Genomic DNA, 17,022 nt, shown 5'->3' on the forward strand with positions numbered 1-17,022 from the left:
CATGCCCACGTGCCTCCGGCCCAAGAGCCCCCCGCTCATGGGCTCCTGGCCCAGGAGCCCTTCGCCCATGGGCCCCCGGCGCACGCGCCCCCTGCTCCCCGGTCACCTGATCCCGTGGGTCTGCAGCCATATCTCCAGCAGAGCCAGCTGCCACAGCGCGTTCGCCCCGCGATGGGTCCGGTGTTCGTCCGGGGCGGAGAGCAGTTCGGCGACGTACGCGTCCTGGAAGACGCCGCGCGAGCGGGCCTCCGGCGCCGACAGGGCGTCGCGGACGCGCCCCAGCACGGGGCCGGCCATGTGCTTGACGGCGGGGACCGGGAAGTAGCCCTTGGGCCGGTCGACGACCTCGGCCGGGAGGACCCGCCGCCCGGCGGCCTTCAGGACCCCCTTCCCCCCGTCGGCGAGCTTCAGTTCCGGCGGACAGACGGCGGCCAGCTCCACCAGCTCGTGGTCGAGGAACGGCACCCGCGCCTCCAGCCCCCAGTCCATCGTCATGTTGTCCACCCGCTTGACCGGATCGTCGACGAGCATCACCTCCGCGTCGAGCCGCAGCGCCGCGTCGAGCGCGGTGTCGGCCCCCGGGCGCGCCATGTGCTCCCGGACGAACCGCCCGGACGCATCGTGATCGGCCAGCACGGACGGCTGAAGCACCCCGGCGAGGTCGGCGTGCGCCCGGTCGAAGTACGTCGCGGCGTACGCCTCGGCCGCACGCTCCCTCGGGGCCGCGGCCATCTCCGGATACCAGTGGTAACCGGCGAACACCTCGTCCGCGCCCTGCCCGCTCTGGACGACCTTCACCTCCTTCGCCACCTGCTCCGCCAGCAGGTGGAAGGCCACCACGTCATGGCTGATCATCGGCTCGCTCATCGCCTCGATCGCCGCGTCCAGCGCCGTGGACACCCGGTCCGAGGGCACCATCAGCTGGTGGTGCTCCGTGCCGAAGTGCCGGGCGACCAGGTCGGACCAGCGGAACTCGTCGCCCTCCTCACCGCCCTCGGACTCGAACCCCACGCTGAACGTCGCGAGATCCCGCTGCCCCTCGTCGGCCAGCAGCGCCACGATCAGACTGGAGTCGAGGCCGCCCGACAGCAGCACCCCCACGGGGACGTCGGCCACCATGCGCCGGCGTACGGCGGTGCGCAGCGCGTCGAGCACCGCGTCCCGCCAGTCGTCCGCGCTCAGCCCCGCGTCCTCGGGCCGCCGGGTGTACGACGGCTGCCAGTAGCGGGTGTCGTGATGGCGCCCGTCCGGCTCCACGACCCGCACGGTGGCCGCGGGCAGCTTGCGCACCCCGGCGAGGACCGTGCGCGGGGCGGCCACGGTGGCGTGCCAGCTCATGTACTGGTGCAATGCCACCGGGTCGAGCGAGGTGTCCACCCCGCCGCCCGCCAGCAGCGCCGGTAGTGAGGACGCGAACCTCAACCTCCCCGGCGCGTGCGCCAGATACAGCGGCTTGATGCCCAGCCGGTCACGGGCCAGCACCACCCGTCCGGTGGTCTGCTCGGCGATCGCGAACGCGAACATGCCGTAGAAGCGCTCGACACAGGCGGTGCCCCATTGCTGGTACGCCTTGAGCACCACCTCGGTGTCGGAGCCGGAGAAGAATCGGTGCCCGAGACCGCGCAGCTCCGCGCGCAGCTCCTTGTAGTTGTAGACGCAGCCGTTGAAGACACCGGCGATCCGTCCGGCCGGGTCGGTCATCGGCTGGGCCCCGCACTCGGACAGGTCGATGATCTTCAGCCGGCGGTGCCCCAGGGCGACGGCACCCTGTGACCACAGGCCGCGGCCGTCCGGTCCCCGGGGCGCCAGGCGGTCGGTCATGCGCTCGACGGCCGCGAGGTCGGGCCGTCCGCCGTCGAAACGGATCTCACCGCAGAGACCGCACATCAGACCGCACCCCCTCGCAGGGCCCGCCGTCCGACCGCGCCCGGAGACGACGACGGACACGGCGCGAGAGACGGAGACGAGAACGGAGACGAGAACGGAGACGGTGACGAGAACGGCGACGGTGACGGAGGCGGGGCTCCGCCCGGACACGGGCCGGTCCGACGCGCGTTCGTATCGCTGTTGGCGCTCTTGCTGCTGGGCATGCGAGCCACTCCTTGATCACCGGGGCACCGGGCGCCACGGGGCGGGAGACGGGTTTCTCCGTCAGGTTCTCCACGCCGTGACGTGTCGCGGACGACAGCCGGTACAGGCTTCACCACTGCAACCGCCACACAGATCTCAGCCGCCGACGGACTCCACCGAGTACGCCGCCGAAGCCTCCGCCGGCCCCGCCCCCGCCGCTCCCGCCGCCGCGACGGGCCGCCGGCGTACGGGTGTCGCGGCACCGCCGCCCCGCCCGCGCTCACCCCGGGTCTCGGCGGCCAGCGCCCCGACACAGGCGGACAGCCCCTCCTCCTCGGCGACCCCGCGCAGCCGGTGGGCCGCGCTGCCCCGCGCGAGGGCCTCCTCCAGGAGAACGCGTACCGTGTCCCAGTCGCCCAGGGCCTCCAGGGTCGGGCGCAACCGGCGGAGCACATCGCGCAGGACGGTCGGGGCGGGCGCGGCGCGCCGGGTCACCGGGTCGACCAGCTCGCCCTCCAGACCCGATTGGGCCGCACGCCAGACCGCGGCCCGGAGCCATTCGTGCCGGCCGTCGCAGACCCGCTCCGGCCCGTCCAGCCGGACCCGCGCGTCCTCGACCAGCGCCCGGAACAGCCCGGCGATGAGCACCACCGTCTCGATGCGCGGGGAGGCGTCGCAGACGCGAAGTTCCAGGGTCCGCTGGTGATCGCTCGGGCGGAGGTCGTAGTAGACCATTCCCGAGTCCTTGATCACGCCGGAGCGGATCAGTCCCTCGATCGCGGCGTCGTAGTCGTCGGCCCCGGCGAAGCACCCGACGGGCCCGGCGGTGGGCCAGCGCTGCCACAGCATGGTCCGCCAGCTCGCGTACCCCGTGTCCGTGCCGAGCCAGAAGGGCGAGCTGGCGGACAGGGCCAGCAGCGGCGGCAGCCAGGGCGAGACCGCGCACATGATCCGCACGGCCGTGTCCCGGTCGGGTACGTCGACATGCACCTGCGCGCTGCACACGAGGTGCTCGTCGGCCACGCGGCGGTATTCGTCGACCATCTGCCGGTAGCGGAAGTCGGGGGTGGCGTCACCGGGCGTCAGCCGGGCGAAGGGGACGGTCCCGGCCGCGACGACGGCCAGTCCGAGCCCGGAGGCCGCGCTGTCCAGCCGCCGCCGCGCTCCGCAGAGGTCGGCGTGCAGGGAGTGCAGGGAGTCGTGCACCAGGCTGTTCCACTCCACCGCCGAGCGCTGCAGTTCGGGCTTGAACTCGGCTCCGCGCAGCCGGCCGAGGACCGTCCCGGCTCCTGGTACCAGCCGCCCGCTCTCCGCGTCCAAGACATGGAACTCTTCCTCTACGCCCACACGAACGGTCACGGCCTCTCCCTCATCCGTTACCCGAGATCGTCCGCCGGTCCGAAGACCCGCGGGGATCCTGCGTCGCCCGAGTTCCCGACAAAAAGATAAATAAGCCTCACCGGTACCTCAACCGGAACAGTGGTCCCAGGTCGGCAGGTCACGGGGTTCGAAATCTTGTTCCCCGTTCGCCTGTGTCAGCTCTCTTGACGTGCCGGATTGCCCAGGTCTAGCGTCTGCCCGACTTTCCGAACGTTGTCCGAAAAATCGAACAATGTGGTGGCGACAGGAGATGCGCATGTCCGCGGTTCTCTCCAGACTCACGGCGATCCTGATCGCCGCGTGTCTGCTCCTCACCGGTCAGGCCCTGACCGCCCCGGACCGGGCCGTCGCGGCCGATCCGGGGTATCTGATGACGCACTTCATCGGGGAGGGGGCGACCGGCCAGCAGATCTACTTCTCGCACAGCGCGGACGGTCTGCACTGGAACGACCTCAACGGCGGCGGGATGACGCTGCGCTCGACCGTGGGCACGCGGGGCGTACGCGACCCCGCACTGGTCCGCTCACCCGACGGCTCCAAGTACTGGATCATCGCGACCGACCTCTGCATCGACTGCGGCCAGTCCTGGAGCGACTCCATCAACAACGGCAGCCGCAGCCTCGTGGTGTGGGAGTCGACGGACCTGGTCACCTGGTCCAAGCCCTGGCTGCTGAACGTGGCCGGCCAGATCCCGGACGGGCGCAACGCGTGGGCGCCGGAGGCGATCTGGGACTCCGCCACCAACAGCTATGTCCTGTACTGGGCGACGAACAAGCCCCTCAACGGTGTGACGAAGCACCGCATCTACTACGCCCGCACCACCGACTTCCGCACGATCACCACGCCGCAGACCTACATCGAGCGCCCCGGCAGCCAGGAGATCATCGACACCCAGATCGTCGAAGTACCCGCAGGCGTCGGCAACTTCCGCTACATCCGGGCCTCCGGCGACGGCCAGATCACCATCGAGGGCAGCAACTCGATCCTCGGCACCTGGACCACCCTCGGCAACCTCTCCGGCATCGGACTGACCGGCTCGCAGGTCGAGGGCCCGATGTGGCTGAAGTTCCGTGACCGCGACGAGTGGGCGCTCTACCTCGACCAGTACGCCGCCGGCAAGGGCTACATGCCGGTGCTGACCACCAGCCCGTCCACGCCCGCCACCTCCGGTTCCTACCGGCTCCCGGCCGCCGGCACCTTCGGCCTGGGCGGGACGAAGAAGCGGCACGGCTCGATCCTCAACCTGACGGCCGCCGAGGAGACCCGCATCCAGACACGCTGGGCCGACGTCCCGGGCCGGCGACTGCAGTCCTTCAACTTCCAGGACCGCTACGTCCGGCACGCCAACTTCGACGTACGCATCGACCAGAACGTCACCAACGACGACGCCCGGTTCCGTACGCGGCCCGGTCTGGCCGGTACCGGCACCGTCTCCTTCGAGTCGGTGAACTTCCCCGGCCACTACCTGCGCCACGACGGCGCCGACTTCCAGCTCGTCCAGAACGACGGCACCGCCCAGTTCGCCGCCGACGCCACCTTCCGCCAGGTCGCCGGCCTGGCCGACTCGACCTGGTCCTCCTACCAGTCGTACAACCATCCCGACCGCTACATCCGCCACTACGCCTTCCAGCTGAAGCTCGAAACGATCACCAACGCGACGGGCCGCAGCGACGCGACCTTCCGCCTGGTCGGCTGACCGGCTGACCGCGAGCCCGCCCCCGCCCTGCCGACGCCCGCCTCACGGAGGGCGTCGGCAGGGCACACCTCCGCCCGGCCGGGAACCCGAGCGGCCCGCCCCTCTTCAGGACGGTGCCTGGGGCCCCAGATGGATGGACCCATGGATGTCGCGCGCCTGGATCAGCGGGCCGTGGACCGTGCCGCCGACCTCGTTGCGCACCTCGCCCGGGCCGGTGGCGGAGAGCGCCGTGAGGCTCTCGGCCTGTGCGCGCCAGGCGTCGAGCGCGGCGCCGAAGGCGGCGTCCCGGGCGGCGCGCAGGGTCAGTGCCTCGGCGAGCTGCTCGGCCCGGGCGGTGTCGTCCGCCGTCCGGGCCAGCGCGTTCCACTCGCCTTCCCCGCGCGGTTCCTGTCCCTGCGGCCGGCGGGAGACCAGATCCCGCAGCGATGCCCAGAGCTGCTGGCCGGCCGCTCCCGCGGTGCCGCCCGCCAGGGCCATCAGCAGTTCCGGTGCGAGCGGGTCCACAGGCGACCTCCGTCGTGGGTTTCCAGCACCTTGCGGTCGGTTCGAGAATAGAGGGCGGGGAGCGGACGGCCCAGTCCCCCTCACACACCGCCCGGGGACCGCGGGCATGCGCGACGGCATCGCGGGTACGCGCGCAGATGCAGGGGGAATGAGGACGGGACACGTGGGATCGGATGCCGAAGGCGACGGCTCTGGCGCGCCGGACGAGTACGTGATGCGCGCCGGGTACGCCCTGGACGGGGACAACGGCTGCATCGCGGACGCCCGCCACCACGCCGTCGCGTTCCTCGACCGGGCGCGCACCGGGCACCAACTGCCCGTTCCCGTACGGGCCAGGGACCTCACCCAGCTCGTGGTCAGCGAACTGGTCACCAACGCCCGCAAGTACGCCCCCGGCCCCGTCCTGCTGGAACTGCGCATCAAGGCCGACAGCGTGGACATCGTCGTCTGGGACAGCGACCCCACGGTGCCCGCGGCACGGACCACCGACCCCGACCGCGTGGGCCAGCACGGACTGGAGATCGTCAAGGCGGTCGCCCAGCACCTCTCCATCGACCAGCAACCGGTCGGCAAACGCGTCACGGCCCGCCTTGCCCTGACATGACGCGCCGACCGCTCTCACGCCGACCGTGATGGCCGCGCTGTCCCGCCGGCCAGCAGCACACTCATCCCCAGAGGGACACCAGCCCGCGCGATACGCGCGAAGGTGGCCATGGCGACGGGCCGTGTCATGTCGCTGTCGATGAGGCGACCGTGGACCAAGCGGCGCACCGCCTCGCGCCGTCACCTCGCTCCGGCCTTCACCATCACTTCGTCCACCTCGTCGTCCGCCGACTCCTCCGCTTCGCCGGCGGCCTTCTTCCCGGCGCTCCCGTGGCCGCTGATCACGGCGATGAAGGCACCACCCAGCATCAGCAGTGCCGAACCGCTCTGCGCCCAGGTGAACGACTCTCCGAGGAAGAGGAACGAGAAGAGCGTGCTGAACAGCGGCACGGCGAACATCATCACCGAGGCCGTGGAGGCACCGACGTCACGGATGCCGCGGACGTACAACAGGTAGGCGACGGCCGTCGGACCGATCGCCAGATGGACGGCGTTGATCCAGAAGCCGGTCGGCAGCCCGCTCCACCGGACCTCCCCGAACTCCGGCGCGGCCATCACCGCGAGCGCCAGGGAGCCGGCGACGGTCGAGTACATCACCGCCTGCAACGGATCCATACCGACCACCAGTTTGCGGTTGAGCAGGGTGTACACGGACCACACCGCGGCACCGACGAGGAAGACGGTGTCACCCATGAGCCGCTCGGGGCCGCCCACCCCGTGGGCGGTGGTGGTGACGAAGAACAACGCCGCCCCGCCGGCGCCGATCACCAGCCCGAGGACCCGCACGGGCCGCGCCGACTCCCGTCCGGCCAGGATGAGGACCACGGTCGTGATGACCGGGGTCAGCGCGGGGAACATCACGCCTCCGTCGCTCGCCGGGGCCATGGTGACACCCCAGAAGAACAACGCGTTGTACCCGAAGACGCCGACGAGGCCGGCCACACAGGCACCGATGACGGCCTTGAGCGGTGGCGCCTGCCGTGGGCGCTGGAACAGGGCCATGAGTAACAGCACCGCGGCGCCGCCGCCGAAGCGGAACAGGGCCGCCACCTCATGGGGGACATGCTCGACCGCGTACTTCGAGGAAGGAAAGGCGCTGCCCCACAGCACCATGGTGAACAGTAGCCAGCCATAAGCCCCAGAAGCCCTGGCGTTCATGTCGAATCACGCTCACTCGTCGTCGAAATTCGGTCGATGGTTCGGTGGAAGGTCCAGCCACGCGCGATAGGCCGAAGTTCCTGCGCTCGGCTACACCGAACGGCAGCCAGGGGCTCTTGGTGGACTGCGTGGTCATGGCCCTCTTCCTGCGTCGTGGTGCACGGAGGAACTTGCCGGACTGAACGGTCGGCAGAGTCCGTGACTCTTGACGTCTCCGGCCGGAATCCTGGCAGTTATTGCGAAGGATCGCCATCGTGTCCGAAACATATGCGGTAGGTTCTCCGGCATGCCGAATTTCGATGAGATCAATCGGGGTCTGTTGGCCGAACTGCAGAAGAATGCGCGCCGCTCGAACCGGGAGCTCGCGCGCACCCTGGGCATCGCCGACTCCACATGCCTGGAGCGGGTGAAGAACCTGCAGCAGAGCGAGGTGATCCTCGGATATGGCGCCGAGGTGAACCTGGAGGCCCTCGGACGGGGGCTGAAGGCGATGATCGCGGTGCGGATCCACCCCAAGAGCCGGCACGCCGTGGAGTCGTTCCGGGAGTTCGTCCTCGGGCTCGACGAGGTGCTGGACGTGTTCGTGGTGTCGGGGAGCGACGACTTCCAGGTGCTGGTGGCCGTTCAGGATCCGCAGCATCTGGAGGACTTCGTCCTGGACCGCATCGCGCAGTTCCCGTCGGTCGCGGACCTGTCCGCCTCTCTTGTCTACGAACACCTGCAGCGACGCCCGGTGGAGGTCATCGAGCCCAAGCCGAAGCGGCGCCGCCCGGACGTGTCGTGGCGCTGACGTGTCGTGATGTGGACAACACCACACCGGCGACCGGACCGGCGGCTCGGTGGGTGGTGCGGTGGCCGACCATCTCGTCGTCCTCGCCGGCGACGAACAGCGACGGCACCGACAGCCGCGCGCAGGCCGCGACCGGGTCTTGGGCGCATGTCGGATGGATTCGGGCCGAGGCCGAACCGGGTCAGGGTCTCGACGTCGTGTCAGGCAGGCGCCGGTGCGCCAGCCCGCCACAGGGACGCGCATGACCCCGAGCCCGTCCGGGATCGCCAGGACCGCGACTCACTACCTGTCCGGAGAATCCCGAGCGCTCCGACGTCAGCCGATGTCGAAGAGATTCGGCAGGCCGAGGCGATACCGGGTGCGGTCGTGGCGTTTGAGGGGCTCGAGTTCGGGGGCCCGGTGCAGCGGGGTGACCGTGCATCGCTCGGCGGGTGAACCGATCTCGTCCAGCAGGGCGTTGACGGCCTGTCGGGCCGAGGTGTTGGCGCCTTCCATGGTGGCCAGGTCGATGGGTACGGCCACGTAGTCGCCGGAGAGGAAGAGGTTGGGGATTCTCGTCGCCGAGCGCGGGCGGTGGTGGAAGGTCCCCGTCGGATGGATCAGCAGTTGCTCGTCGTTGACCGGGTTCGGGGTGCCGAGTCCGTCCACGGCCGGATCGAGGAACCAGGAATGCAGCACGGAGTCCTTCAGGACCGTACGGCCGCTGTCGTTGAGCGACGCCTTCAACTGCGCCCACACCTCGCGGGCGACCTCGGTACGGGTGCACTGCTTGGCCGTCTTCCCGTACAGGATGCCCGGTCTGTCCCACTCGGAGACGTCCACGGACAGGCAGTCCGCGACCGTGCCGTCGCCGAAGTCCGCCGGGAAGTCGTGGCGTGGCCAGTGCTGGGCCTGGGCGATCGCGGTCAGTGACCAGGGCGAGTCGATGAGGTCCAGGTGGCCGTGCAGGATGGGCGTGCGTTCGGTCAGATAGAACTGGATACCGGTCATCCAGTCCGTCTCCAGCCGGTCGCACGCGGCCAGTTGGGGGTCGGCGGCGCGCACGGCGGAGTTCCAGGTGCGGCGCGCGTGCTCGACCGGCATGGCCGAGACGTAGTGGTCGGCGGTGACGGTCCGGCGGGCCCCCTCCGGGTCCGCCATGACGGCCCCGGAGATCCGGCCCGCGTCCAGGGTCAGGTCCCGTACGGTCCAGCCGACCCGGAACTCGACGCCGAGCGACCGCAGATGGGTCACCCAGGGGTCGATCCAGGCCTCGTTGGTGGGCCCGTCGAGGATCCGGTCGAGCGGTCCGTCCGCGCCCCGGCCGAGGAGGTTGAAGGCGAAGGCCTCCAACAGGGTGCCCACGGTACGGGTGCTGGCCTCCTCGGCCTTGGTGGCGACGATGTTGCGGGTGATGCCGACGGCCAGGACGCGCTGGTAGTCGTACGACATCCGCCCGGCCCGTACGAAATCCCACCACGGTGTCCGCTCCCACGCCTCGTCGCGGCGTTCGTCGCAGCTGGTGAGGAAGACCAGGAAGCGGTCGGCGAAGTAGAGGGCCTCGTGGAGGGGGAGGTTGAAGGCGGTGTCCAGGACCGAGGTGAGGGCGCGGCGGATCTCGTCGGGGGTGAGTTCGGCCGGTGTGCTGCCGGGCCAGGGCAGGGGAATCCGGATGTCCTCACGGCCGCCCGACCGGGCGAAGAGCATCTCCTTGGGGGCGACCAGGTTGTCGTGGACACCGCCCGGGTTGCCGGGGAAGGGGATGCGCCGCATGGTGTCGGGCAGGTTGTGGTAGATGCCGGGGATGAAGCGGAAGCCGTGCTCCCCGGGCAGGGGGTCGCGACCGCCCGTGGCGCTGTCCGGTACGTCCATGCTGCGGGCCTTGCCGCCGAGCGCCTTGCGTTCGTAGACCGTGACCCGGAAGCCGCGCTCGGCGAGTTCGTGCGCGGCCGTGAGCCCGGCGACGCCTCCGCCCAGTACGGCCACGCTCTGCGGGGCGGCGCCGCTCCTCGCCGAGGCCGGCCGCGGGACTCCGAGCGCGACCCCTCCGCCGGCGGCCGCGGCCGTGCCCAGGAACCCTCGGCGCGTGGCGTCGCCCATACCCACCCCTTACCATCGGTAACAGTCGGCGCCCGAGGATATGGGCGTCACCCCCATCTCGGAAGGCGACCGACGAAGCCCGCACCACTTTGGCTTGATGCCGTATCGCCGGCCGTGGGCACGAGTCCCGTCCGCCCGTGGGTGGTTACCGTGTCTGCCCGTGGATGGTTGCCGTGGTCACCCGCGCAGGGTGCCGTTGACGATCAATCGTGTCGCCCGTGTGTGCCGTCGGCTCGGACGGCGGCCGAACGCTGGTCGAGTCTGCGGAGTGCCATGTCCCCCCACTGGAGGTTCTCCCGCTCGAACGACATTCCGCGCAGCAGGGTGAGGTACGGGCCGACGCGCTCGGCCTCGGCGAAGTACGCCTCCTCCGAGCGCCCGTCGAGCAGACGCTGCCGCAGCCGCTCGTAGCGGGCGAGCTTGGCGGTCGCCCACTCCATGCGCTCGGAGACGGACCTGCGGACCGCCTCGATGTCGCCCGCGTCCAGGCACTGCACCTTGACCAGCAGTTCGTCCCGGATCACCGCGGGCTTGCCCAACGGCTCGGCGGTGTAGGCGTGTACGGCCTTCCGGCCGGCCTCCGTCAAGGAGAACAGCCGCTTGTTGGGGCGGCGCTCCTGCTCGACGACGCGGGCCGAGACCAGTCCCTCGGCCTCCATGCGGTCCAGCTCGCGGTAGAGCTGCTGGGGCGTCGACATCCAGAAGTTGGCGACCGTCGTGTCGAACGCCTTCGCGAGGTCGTACCCGGACGCCTCGCCCTCCAGCAGCGCGGCCATCACCGCGTTCCGCAAAGCCATGGCCACACGCTAGCACCGTTGCGAATAATCAACGAAGTGACTGGAAGGCCAAGGCAGGAGCACGCCCATATTCGCTATGGACATGGCATCCTCCCCCCTCTACTCTCCACTCCACCTATTCAATTTTTTGACTACAGAGGTGACCCATGCACCCGTTCCGCAAAGCCGTCGAGAGCGGCGACATGGACGCCGTGGCCGCGATGCTGGCCGACGACGTCGTCTTCACCAGCCCGGTCGCCTTCAAGCCCTACCCGGGCAAGGCGATCACCGCCGCGATCCTGCGTGGCGTGTCCCGCGTCTTCGAGGACTTCACCTACACCCGTGAGATCGCCAACCCGGACGGCCGCGACCACGCCTTCGTCTTCACCGCCACCGTCAACGGCAAGAAGCTCCAGGGCTGCGACTTCCTGCACTTCGACGAGCAGGGCAGGATCGACGACTTCACGGTGATGGTGCGCCCGCTCTCCGCCGCCCAGGCACTGTCCGAGGCCATGGGCGCCCAGTTCGAGCAGATCGCTCAGGAGGCCGCCGGCCAGTGACCGCGGCCCGGCTGTCACGGTGCGGAGAACAGACCCGGACCCTGAGGGGAGGAGCCGTCGGCGCGGACGCCGCCCGTGACCCGCAGGAACTCCAGCTTCTCCGCGTCGGCGGAACCCGCGGCCACCGTGTAGACGACGAGCCGGATGTCGCAGCCCGGGACGGTGAGCACGTCGCAGTCGCAGATCACCTCACCCACCTGCGGATGTACGACGGTCTTGCGGGCCGAGACATGCGGTCCGACCGCGCCCTCGTCCCACAGCCGGGCGAACTCCGCGCTGGCGGAACACAGTTCCCCGACGAGGTCGTTCAGCGCGCGGTCGCGGGGGTAGTCGACGAGAGCCGTACGCAGATCGGCGACGAGGGCCGTCCTGAGGGAGTCGCCGTCCTGGAGCACGGGCCAGGCGGCGAGCCGGCCGGGCCCCGTGGCGAAGACCGCCCGCACCAGGCTCCGCTCGACGGATGTCAGTGCGCTGGGGTCGCCCATCAGCACCGCCCATGACGGGGTCCAGGACAGCAGGGTCCAGTCGGCGCTGAACACGCCCACGGGGAACTCCCCGAGGCGGGCCAGCATCCGCTGGACCCCGGCCGGCACGTGCGCGGAGACCGTTCCCTCCTGGGGCGGGAGGAGGCCGGCCAGCCGGTAGGCGTGATCGCGCTCCGCGGGCTGCAGTTGCAGCGCCCGCGCCAGGCTCGCGACGACCTGCGCCGAAGGGCTCGTGGCGCGGCCCTGCTCCAGGCGGACCACGTAGTCGACCGACAGCCCCGCGAGTTCGGCCAGTTCCTCGCGCCGCAACCCCACCGCACGGCGCCCGGGCCGCGAGGTCCGCCCGACGTCGACGGGGGAGAGCCGGTCGCGCCAGCGGCGCAGTGCCGTGCCAAGGGTCTCGTCCACTCGGTCATTGTCTCCGCCGGGCCGTCGTCGTGCCTGGTACTGGCAGTCCTACCGTCGCGGAGGGCACTGGTTGTCCATACGTCACGGGCCGAGAGTGAAGGCATGACGACAACATTCATCACCGGAGCCAACAAGTCCCTCGGGTACGAGACCGCCCGCCGACTGATCGAGGCGGGCCACACGGTCATCGTCGGCGCTCGCGATCCGCAGCGCGGTCAGGCGGCCGGCGACGCACTCGGTGCCCGTTTCGTGCAGATCGACGTGACCGACGACGCGTCGGTGGCCGCGGCCGCCGACGACATCCGGGCCCGCGAGGGCGGCATCGACGTTCTGATCAACAACGCCGGTGTCTTCGGGCCGCACCTCCCCGCCGACCAGCTCACGGCCGCCGACGCGTCCGCCGTGTTCGAGGTCAACGTCGTGGGGATCGTCCGGGTGACGCATGCGTTCCTGCCGCTGCTGCGCAAGTCCGCGCACCCGGTCATCGTCAATGTCTCCAGCGGCATGGGGTCCTTCGAGCTGACCCACGACACCGGGCGCGCCGAGGGCCGCAACCTCGCGCCGCTCTACACGGCGTCGAAGGCCGCCGTGACCATGCTGACCACGCAGTACGCGAAGTTCTGGCCGGACGTGAAGGTGAACGCGGCCGACCCCGGCTACACCGCGACCGACTTCAACGGGCACAGCGGCCCGCAGACGGTGACCGAGGGGACCGACGCGATCGTCGAACTCGCCACCGTCGCGGCGGACGGACCGACCGGGACCTTCCGCGACCGTCACGGCGAGATGCCCTGGTGACGAGGTGAGACGCCCTGGTGACGACGAGCGTCGCGAGCCGGGGGGTGTGAACCGCCGGTACGACATCTGCCAAGATTATGACGACTGTCATAAAGCGAGAGGTGCAAGCCCATGACCAACCCGGTAGTCCTGGTGGCGACGATGGTCGCCAAGCCCGGCCAGGAAGAGCTGATCGAGAAGACGCTGACGGCGGCGGCGGCCAAGGTGCACGCCGAACCCGGATGCCTGCGGTACGCGCTGCACCGCAAGGCCGGTACCACCGGTGAGTTCGTCATGATCGAGAAGTGGGCCTCGCGGGAGGCGCTGGGCGCGCACATGAAGGGTGCCGTGATGCGGGAGATCGGCGCCGCCCTGGCACAGGCGCTGGCCGGTGCCCCGGACATGGTCTTCCTGGACGCGATCCCGGCCGGCGACCCGGACGTCGGCGCCGTCTGACCGACACGGCGACCGGGTGGCCGGCAACCGGCCGACCCCGGGTTCCCCACGAAACCGAGGAGCTTTCCCATGAAGAGCCTGATGTTCGTCGCGCCCGGCCGGCTGCGCTTCGACGAGGTCGACGCCCCCGTCGTCGTCGAGGGCACGGACGCGCTCGTCCGCCCGCTCGCGGCCACGACGTGCGATCTCGACCACCATGTCATCGGCGACAAGACGCCGTTCTCCGGATTCGGCCCGTTCCCGATCGGCCACGAGTGCGTGGGCACGGTGGTCGAGGCCGGCCCCGACTGCAGGGACGTCGCGGTCGGCGACGTGGTCGGCGTCGCCTGGCACATCGCGTGCGGTACCTGCGCGCAGTGCCGGCTCGGACACACCGCCCGCTGTCTCGCGCACGGCGACGCCCAGTACGGACTTCCGGTGAACGGTGCCTGGGGCGGGACCTTCGACGAGCTCATCCGTGTTCCCTACGCGGACTTCAACCTCGCCAAGCTGCCCGCCGGGGTCGACCCCGTCCACCTGGCCTCCATCGGCGACAACCTCGCCCTCGGCTGGGAGACGGTGATGCCGACCGTCGCCGGGATCTCCGACCCGAGGGTCGCGGTGTTCGGCGGGACCGGCTCCATCGGCCTGTACTGCGTCGATGTCGCGGTCCACTGCGCCGGCGCCCGCACCGTGTACTACGACGACGACCCGGTCAGGATGAAGGTCGCCGAGCAACTCGGCGCCGAGGTCCACGACATCAACGGCAAGCGGGAGAAGGACTTCCACCTCGCGGTGGACGCCAGCTGCGACGCCGCGCGGCTGCGCAAGGCGCTGCTGTCGGTCATGCCGGAGGGCTATGTCAACAGCGTCGGCATCTACTTCGACGAGGTCCGGCTCCCGCTGCTCGCGCTGTACCAGCGCGGAGTCCACTTCCACAACGGCAAGGGGCACGCGCGGCCGAACATGACCCCGACGCTGGAGGCCGTGGCCGCCGGGACGCTCCATCCCGAGCTGGTCACCAGCGGCGTGTACGGCTGGCACGAGATCCCCGAGGTACTGACCTCGGACCGCGCCGGCCACAAGCCGATCTTCGTCCTGGAGGACTGAGGTGCCGGGGTCCGGGGGCCAGGGTCCGGGTCCGGGCTCCGGGGTCCAGCGGTGGGCGGGGCCGTGCGGGGGAGGGCCCGGTGTCCTCGGCCCCGCCGCCTCCGACATCCGACATCGATGTCCCGCTCGGGAAGTCCACCGCGCCCTCGGCCGGAACGACTCCCGACGCCCTGCCCGAGAGGAACCGAACTTGAACCGCCACGCCGCGACCGGCGCCGTGCCCGAACGACCGGCACGGCAGGAACCGGAGCACGAGCGGGCCGCGATCGCCGCACTGGGCCACGAACTGCGCGCCCTGGTCGAGGCGACCGTCCGTACCGCGGCCTCGCCGGCCACCCTGCACCGCGTGGCGGACGGAGTCCGCGGCCTCACCGGGCAGTTGACCGGGCGGCGCCGCGCACGCGCGGAGATCCCGTCGGTGGACGAGTTCCCGGGAGGGGTGCGGATGTACAGCCCCGTCACCGGTGCCGGAAGCCCACTGGCGCCGCCCATGAGCTGCACGCGGGCCGACGGCGGAGTGGCGGGAACCTGCGTCCTCGGCAAGGCGCACGAAGGGCCGCCCGGTTACGGACACGGAGGCATGAGCGCCATGCTCCTGGACGAACTGATGGGCTGGGCCTGCGTGGCCGCCGGGACGCCGGCGATGACCGTCTCCCTCCAGTTGCACTACCGCCGTCCCGTTCCCCTGGAGACGCCCCTGCGTGTGTTCGCCCAGGTCACCGGGGGCGAGGACCGAAGGATCCCGGTGAGCGGCGTGATCACCACCGAAGAGGACCACTCCGAGGTCCTGGTGGCGGCGGACGGCGTCTTCGTGGTGCCGGACCTCGACCGCGTCCGCGCGCTGTTCCCGAGCCTGCGGGCCACCTGACCATTCGTCCCTCGCCGGCCTCCCCGGGGGCGGGGGCGCAGGCGCGAACTCCCGGGTGTGCCCCGGCCCACCTATGGCGGTCGTTATAGAGGCAGGTAGTCTGTGCGGTATAACGACTGTCATAGGGGGATCTCGTGACCATCATCACCGTGAACGCGCCGAAGGGCCGTCTGAGCCTGGAGCAGCGTCGTGAGCTGGCCGAGACGCTGACGGACGCCGTGCTGGTGCCCGAGGTGGGCCAGCACGCCCCGGCGGCCCGGGCCGGGTTCCAGGTGCACTTCGTCGAGCGCGAGCGGGACATGATGGCCATCGGCGGCAGACTGCTGGCGGACGTCGACCAGGAGCTCGACGTGATGGTGATCGACCTCGCCGTCATGGACGCCGCCTGGCAGCCGGAGGTGCGGGCCGAGGTCATCGAACGCGTCCTGGCCGCACTGGCGACGGCCTGCGGGCTGGAGAAGCCGGCGCCTGCCTGGTGGGTCACCTTCCGGGTGATCGACGAGGGCAGCTGGGGCTCGTCGGGCGGCGTGCTGTCGGTCCTGCCGCTGCTGGAGAGCGGGGTGTTCACGGAGAAGCGGGTCAAGGCCGTCCGCGCCGCGTTGGGCGTGTGAAGCCCGGGTTGTCGAGCGAGGGCCGGTCCGGTCCCTGACCGCGGCGAGGACGAGCGGCTGGGGCAGCGGGGTGGCGGGGTGGCGGCGATGCGCACCCGGATGCCGTGGGCGGTCATCTCACACCCGAGCTGGCCCGGCCCCTCCTCAAGATCGCCAGGGAGATCGTCGAGCCGCTGCGCCACGGCGCGTACACCGCGGCCCTGACCCCCGGGCACCGCGACGACGACGTGGCGGTGCTCCTGCGCTACCTCGGTCGTGACCCTGGCTGGAGCGCGTCCTAGGGGTTTCCTTCACAGAGCCGCGAGCTTCCAGGCCGGCCCGAAGCCCGGCGGCGATGTCGGCCATGGGGGCCGGGTTCTCGGTGCCGACATCACACGGAACCGGCCGCACATGACGGCGTTTTGTCCGTGAGAGCACAGTCGACGCTCGGAAATGACACACGGTTGTCATGGAAAGCCGCCCCCTGCCGGCTTCGCGGTTCGGGGTCATCCCCGACATCGTGCCCAACCACACCTCCGACCCGCACACCTGGATCCGGGCTGCCGGGGTCGCCCTCGGCGACGGCACCCTCACGTGGGTCGACGCTCCCGCCGGAGTCCTCGCCTTCCGCCGCGATCCGGTCCTGCTGTGCGTGCGTGGTCAACCTCTCGGACGAGCCGTACCGGCTGCCCGATCACGTCTCCGTCCTGCTGGCCGGCGCCCCGATCGCGGA

17 protein-coding genes are annotated in these 17,022 nt (G+C 70.7%); 10 read left to right on the forward strand and 7 right to left on the reverse strand.

Annotated features, from left to right (window positions below; all coding sequences use genetic code 11):
• Positions 1 to 102: 102 nt before the first annotated feature.
• The gene (locus J8M51_RS24690; RefSeq protein WP_086760640.1) at positions 103 to 1,887 is read right to left on the reverse strand and encodes an N-acetylglutaminylglutamine amidotransferase; all 1,785 of its coding nucleotides are present in this window, start codon (positions 1,885 to 1,887) and stop codon (positions 103 to 105) included.
• A 339-nt stretch (positions 1,888 to 2,226) separates the two neighbouring features.
• Positions 2,227 to 3,429 (reverse strand): carboxylate-amine ligase, encoded by a 1,203-nt coding sequence (locus J8M51_RS24695; RefSeq protein WP_267299486.1) that lies wholly within the window; start codon positions 3,427 to 3,429, stop codon positions 2,227 to 2,229.
• 277 nt (positions 3,430 to 3,706) lie between these two features.
• Between J8M51_RS24695 and J8M51_RS24700 the strand changes: the two genes are divergently transcribed.
• On the forward strand, positions 3,707 to 5,146 hold the full coding sequence (locus J8M51_RS24700; protein ID WP_086753010.1) for a glycoside hydrolase family 43 protein: 1,440 nt from the start codon (positions 3,707 to 3,709) through the stop codon (positions 5,144 to 5,146).
• 105 nt (positions 5,147 to 5,251) lie between these two features.
• On the opposite strand, the gene J8M51_RS24705 is transcribed toward J8M51_RS24700, so the two are convergent.
• Entirely contained in the window at positions 5,252 to 5,650 is a 399-nt protein-coding gene (locus J8M51_RS24705; RefSeq protein WP_086753012.1) for a hypothetical protein, read from the reverse strand.
• A gap of 163 nt (positions 5,651 to 5,813) precedes the next feature.
• On the opposite strand from J8M51_RS24705, the gene J8M51_RS24710 reads away from it, so the two are divergent.
• Positions 5,814 to 6,254, forward strand: coding sequence for an ATP-binding protein (locus J8M51_RS24710; protein ID WP_086753014.1), 441 nt, complete (start codon positions 5,814 to 5,816; stop codon positions 6,252 to 6,254).
• Between the two features lie 179 nt (positions 6,255 to 6,433).
• Here the strand turns inward: J8M51_RS24710 and J8M51_RS24715 are convergent, their stop codons facing one another.
• A complete protein-coding gene (locus tag J8M51_RS24715) occupies positions 6,434 to 7,411 on the reverse strand; it encodes a DMT family transporter (protein ID WP_086753016.1) in 978 nt (325 codons plus the stop codon).
• Positions 7,412 to 7,697: 286 nt separating this feature from the next.
• Here J8M51_RS24715 and J8M51_RS24720 point away from each other — a divergent pair, with 286 nt between their 5' ends.
• Positions 7,698 to 8,201, forward strand: a complete 504-nt coding sequence (locus J8M51_RS24720) for an Lrp/AsnC family transcriptional regulator (protein WP_086753018.1) — start codon at positions 7,698 to 7,700, stop codon at positions 8,199 to 8,201.
• A gap of 315 nt (positions 8,202 to 8,516) precedes the next feature.
• Here J8M51_RS24720 and J8M51_RS24725 read toward each other — a convergent pair whose 3' ends face one another.
• The gene (locus J8M51_RS24725; RefSeq protein WP_086753020.1) at positions 8,517 to 10,280 is read right to left on the reverse strand and encodes a hydroxysqualene dehydroxylase; all 1,764 of its coding nucleotides are present in this window, start codon (positions 10,278 to 10,280) and stop codon (positions 8,517 to 8,519) included.
• A 203-nt stretch (positions 10,281 to 10,483) separates the two neighbouring features.
• Entirely contained in the window at positions 10,484 to 11,077 is a 594-nt protein-coding gene (locus J8M51_RS24730; protein ID WP_086753033.1) for a PadR family transcriptional regulator, read from the reverse strand.
• Between the two features lie 146 nt (positions 11,078 to 11,223).
• Between J8M51_RS24730 and J8M51_RS24735 the strand changes: the two genes are divergently transcribed.
• A complete protein-coding gene (locus J8M51_RS24735; protein WP_086753022.1) occupies positions 11,224 to 11,616 on the forward strand; it encodes a nuclear transport factor 2 family protein in 393 nt (130 codons plus the stop codon).
• A 14-nt stretch (positions 11,617 to 11,630) separates the two neighbouring features.
• Here J8M51_RS24735 and J8M51_RS24740 read toward each other — a convergent pair whose 3' ends face one another.
• Positions 11,631 to 12,509 (reverse strand): helix-turn-helix transcriptional regulator, encoded by an 879-nt coding sequence (locus J8M51_RS24740; RefSeq protein WP_086753025.1) that lies wholly within the window; start codon positions 12,507 to 12,509, stop codon positions 11,631 to 11,633.
• Positions 12,510 to 12,611: 102 nt separating this feature from the next.
• On the opposite strand from J8M51_RS24740, the gene J8M51_RS24745 reads away from it, so the two are divergent.
• The 6 genes from J8M51_RS24745 to J8M51_RS24770 all read left to right on the forward strand — a co-directional run bounded on the left by J8M51_RS24745 (position 12,612) and on the right by J8M51_RS24770 (position 16,591).
• Complete coding sequence (locus J8M51_RS24745; RefSeq protein ID WP_086753027.1) at positions 12,612 to 13,307, forward strand: SDR family NAD(P)-dependent oxidoreductase; 696 nt, start codon at positions 12,612 to 12,614, stop codon at positions 13,305 to 13,307.
• 111 nt (positions 13,308 to 13,418) lie between these two features.
• Positions 13,419 to 13,742 (forward strand): putative quinol monooxygenase, encoded by a 324-nt coding sequence (locus J8M51_RS24750; RefSeq protein WP_086753029.1) that lies wholly within the window; start codon positions 13,419 to 13,421, stop codon positions 13,740 to 13,742.
• A 69-nt stretch (positions 13,743 to 13,811) separates the two neighbouring features.
• Entirely contained in the window at positions 13,812 to 14,831 is a 1,020-nt protein-coding gene (locus tag J8M51_RS24755) for a zinc-dependent alcohol dehydrogenase (RefSeq protein WP_267299487.1), read from the forward strand.
• 190 nt (positions 14,832 to 15,021) lie between these two features.
• Entirely contained in the window at positions 15,022 to 15,699 is a 678-nt protein-coding gene (locus tag J8M51_RS24760) for a PaaI family thioesterase (protein WP_267299488.1), read from the forward strand.
• Positions 15,700 to 15,833: 134 nt separating this feature from the next.
• Entirely contained in the window at positions 15,834 to 16,310 is a 477-nt protein-coding gene (locus tag J8M51_RS24765) for a tautomerase family protein (protein WP_086755414.1), read from the forward strand.
• Between the two features lie 104 nt (positions 16,311 to 16,414).
• Complete coding sequence (locus J8M51_RS24770; protein WP_256964479.1) at positions 16,415 to 16,591, forward strand: hypothetical protein; 177 nt, start codon at positions 16,415 to 16,417, stop codon at positions 16,589 to 16,591.
• Positions 16,592 to 17,022 lie beyond the last annotated feature (431 nt).

The sequence above is a fragment of the Streptomyces griseiscabiei genome, from assembly GCF_020010925.1.
Taxonomy (GTDB): domain Bacteria; phylum Actinomycetota; class Actinomycetes; order Streptomycetales; family Streptomycetaceae; genus Streptomyces; species Streptomyces griseiscabiei.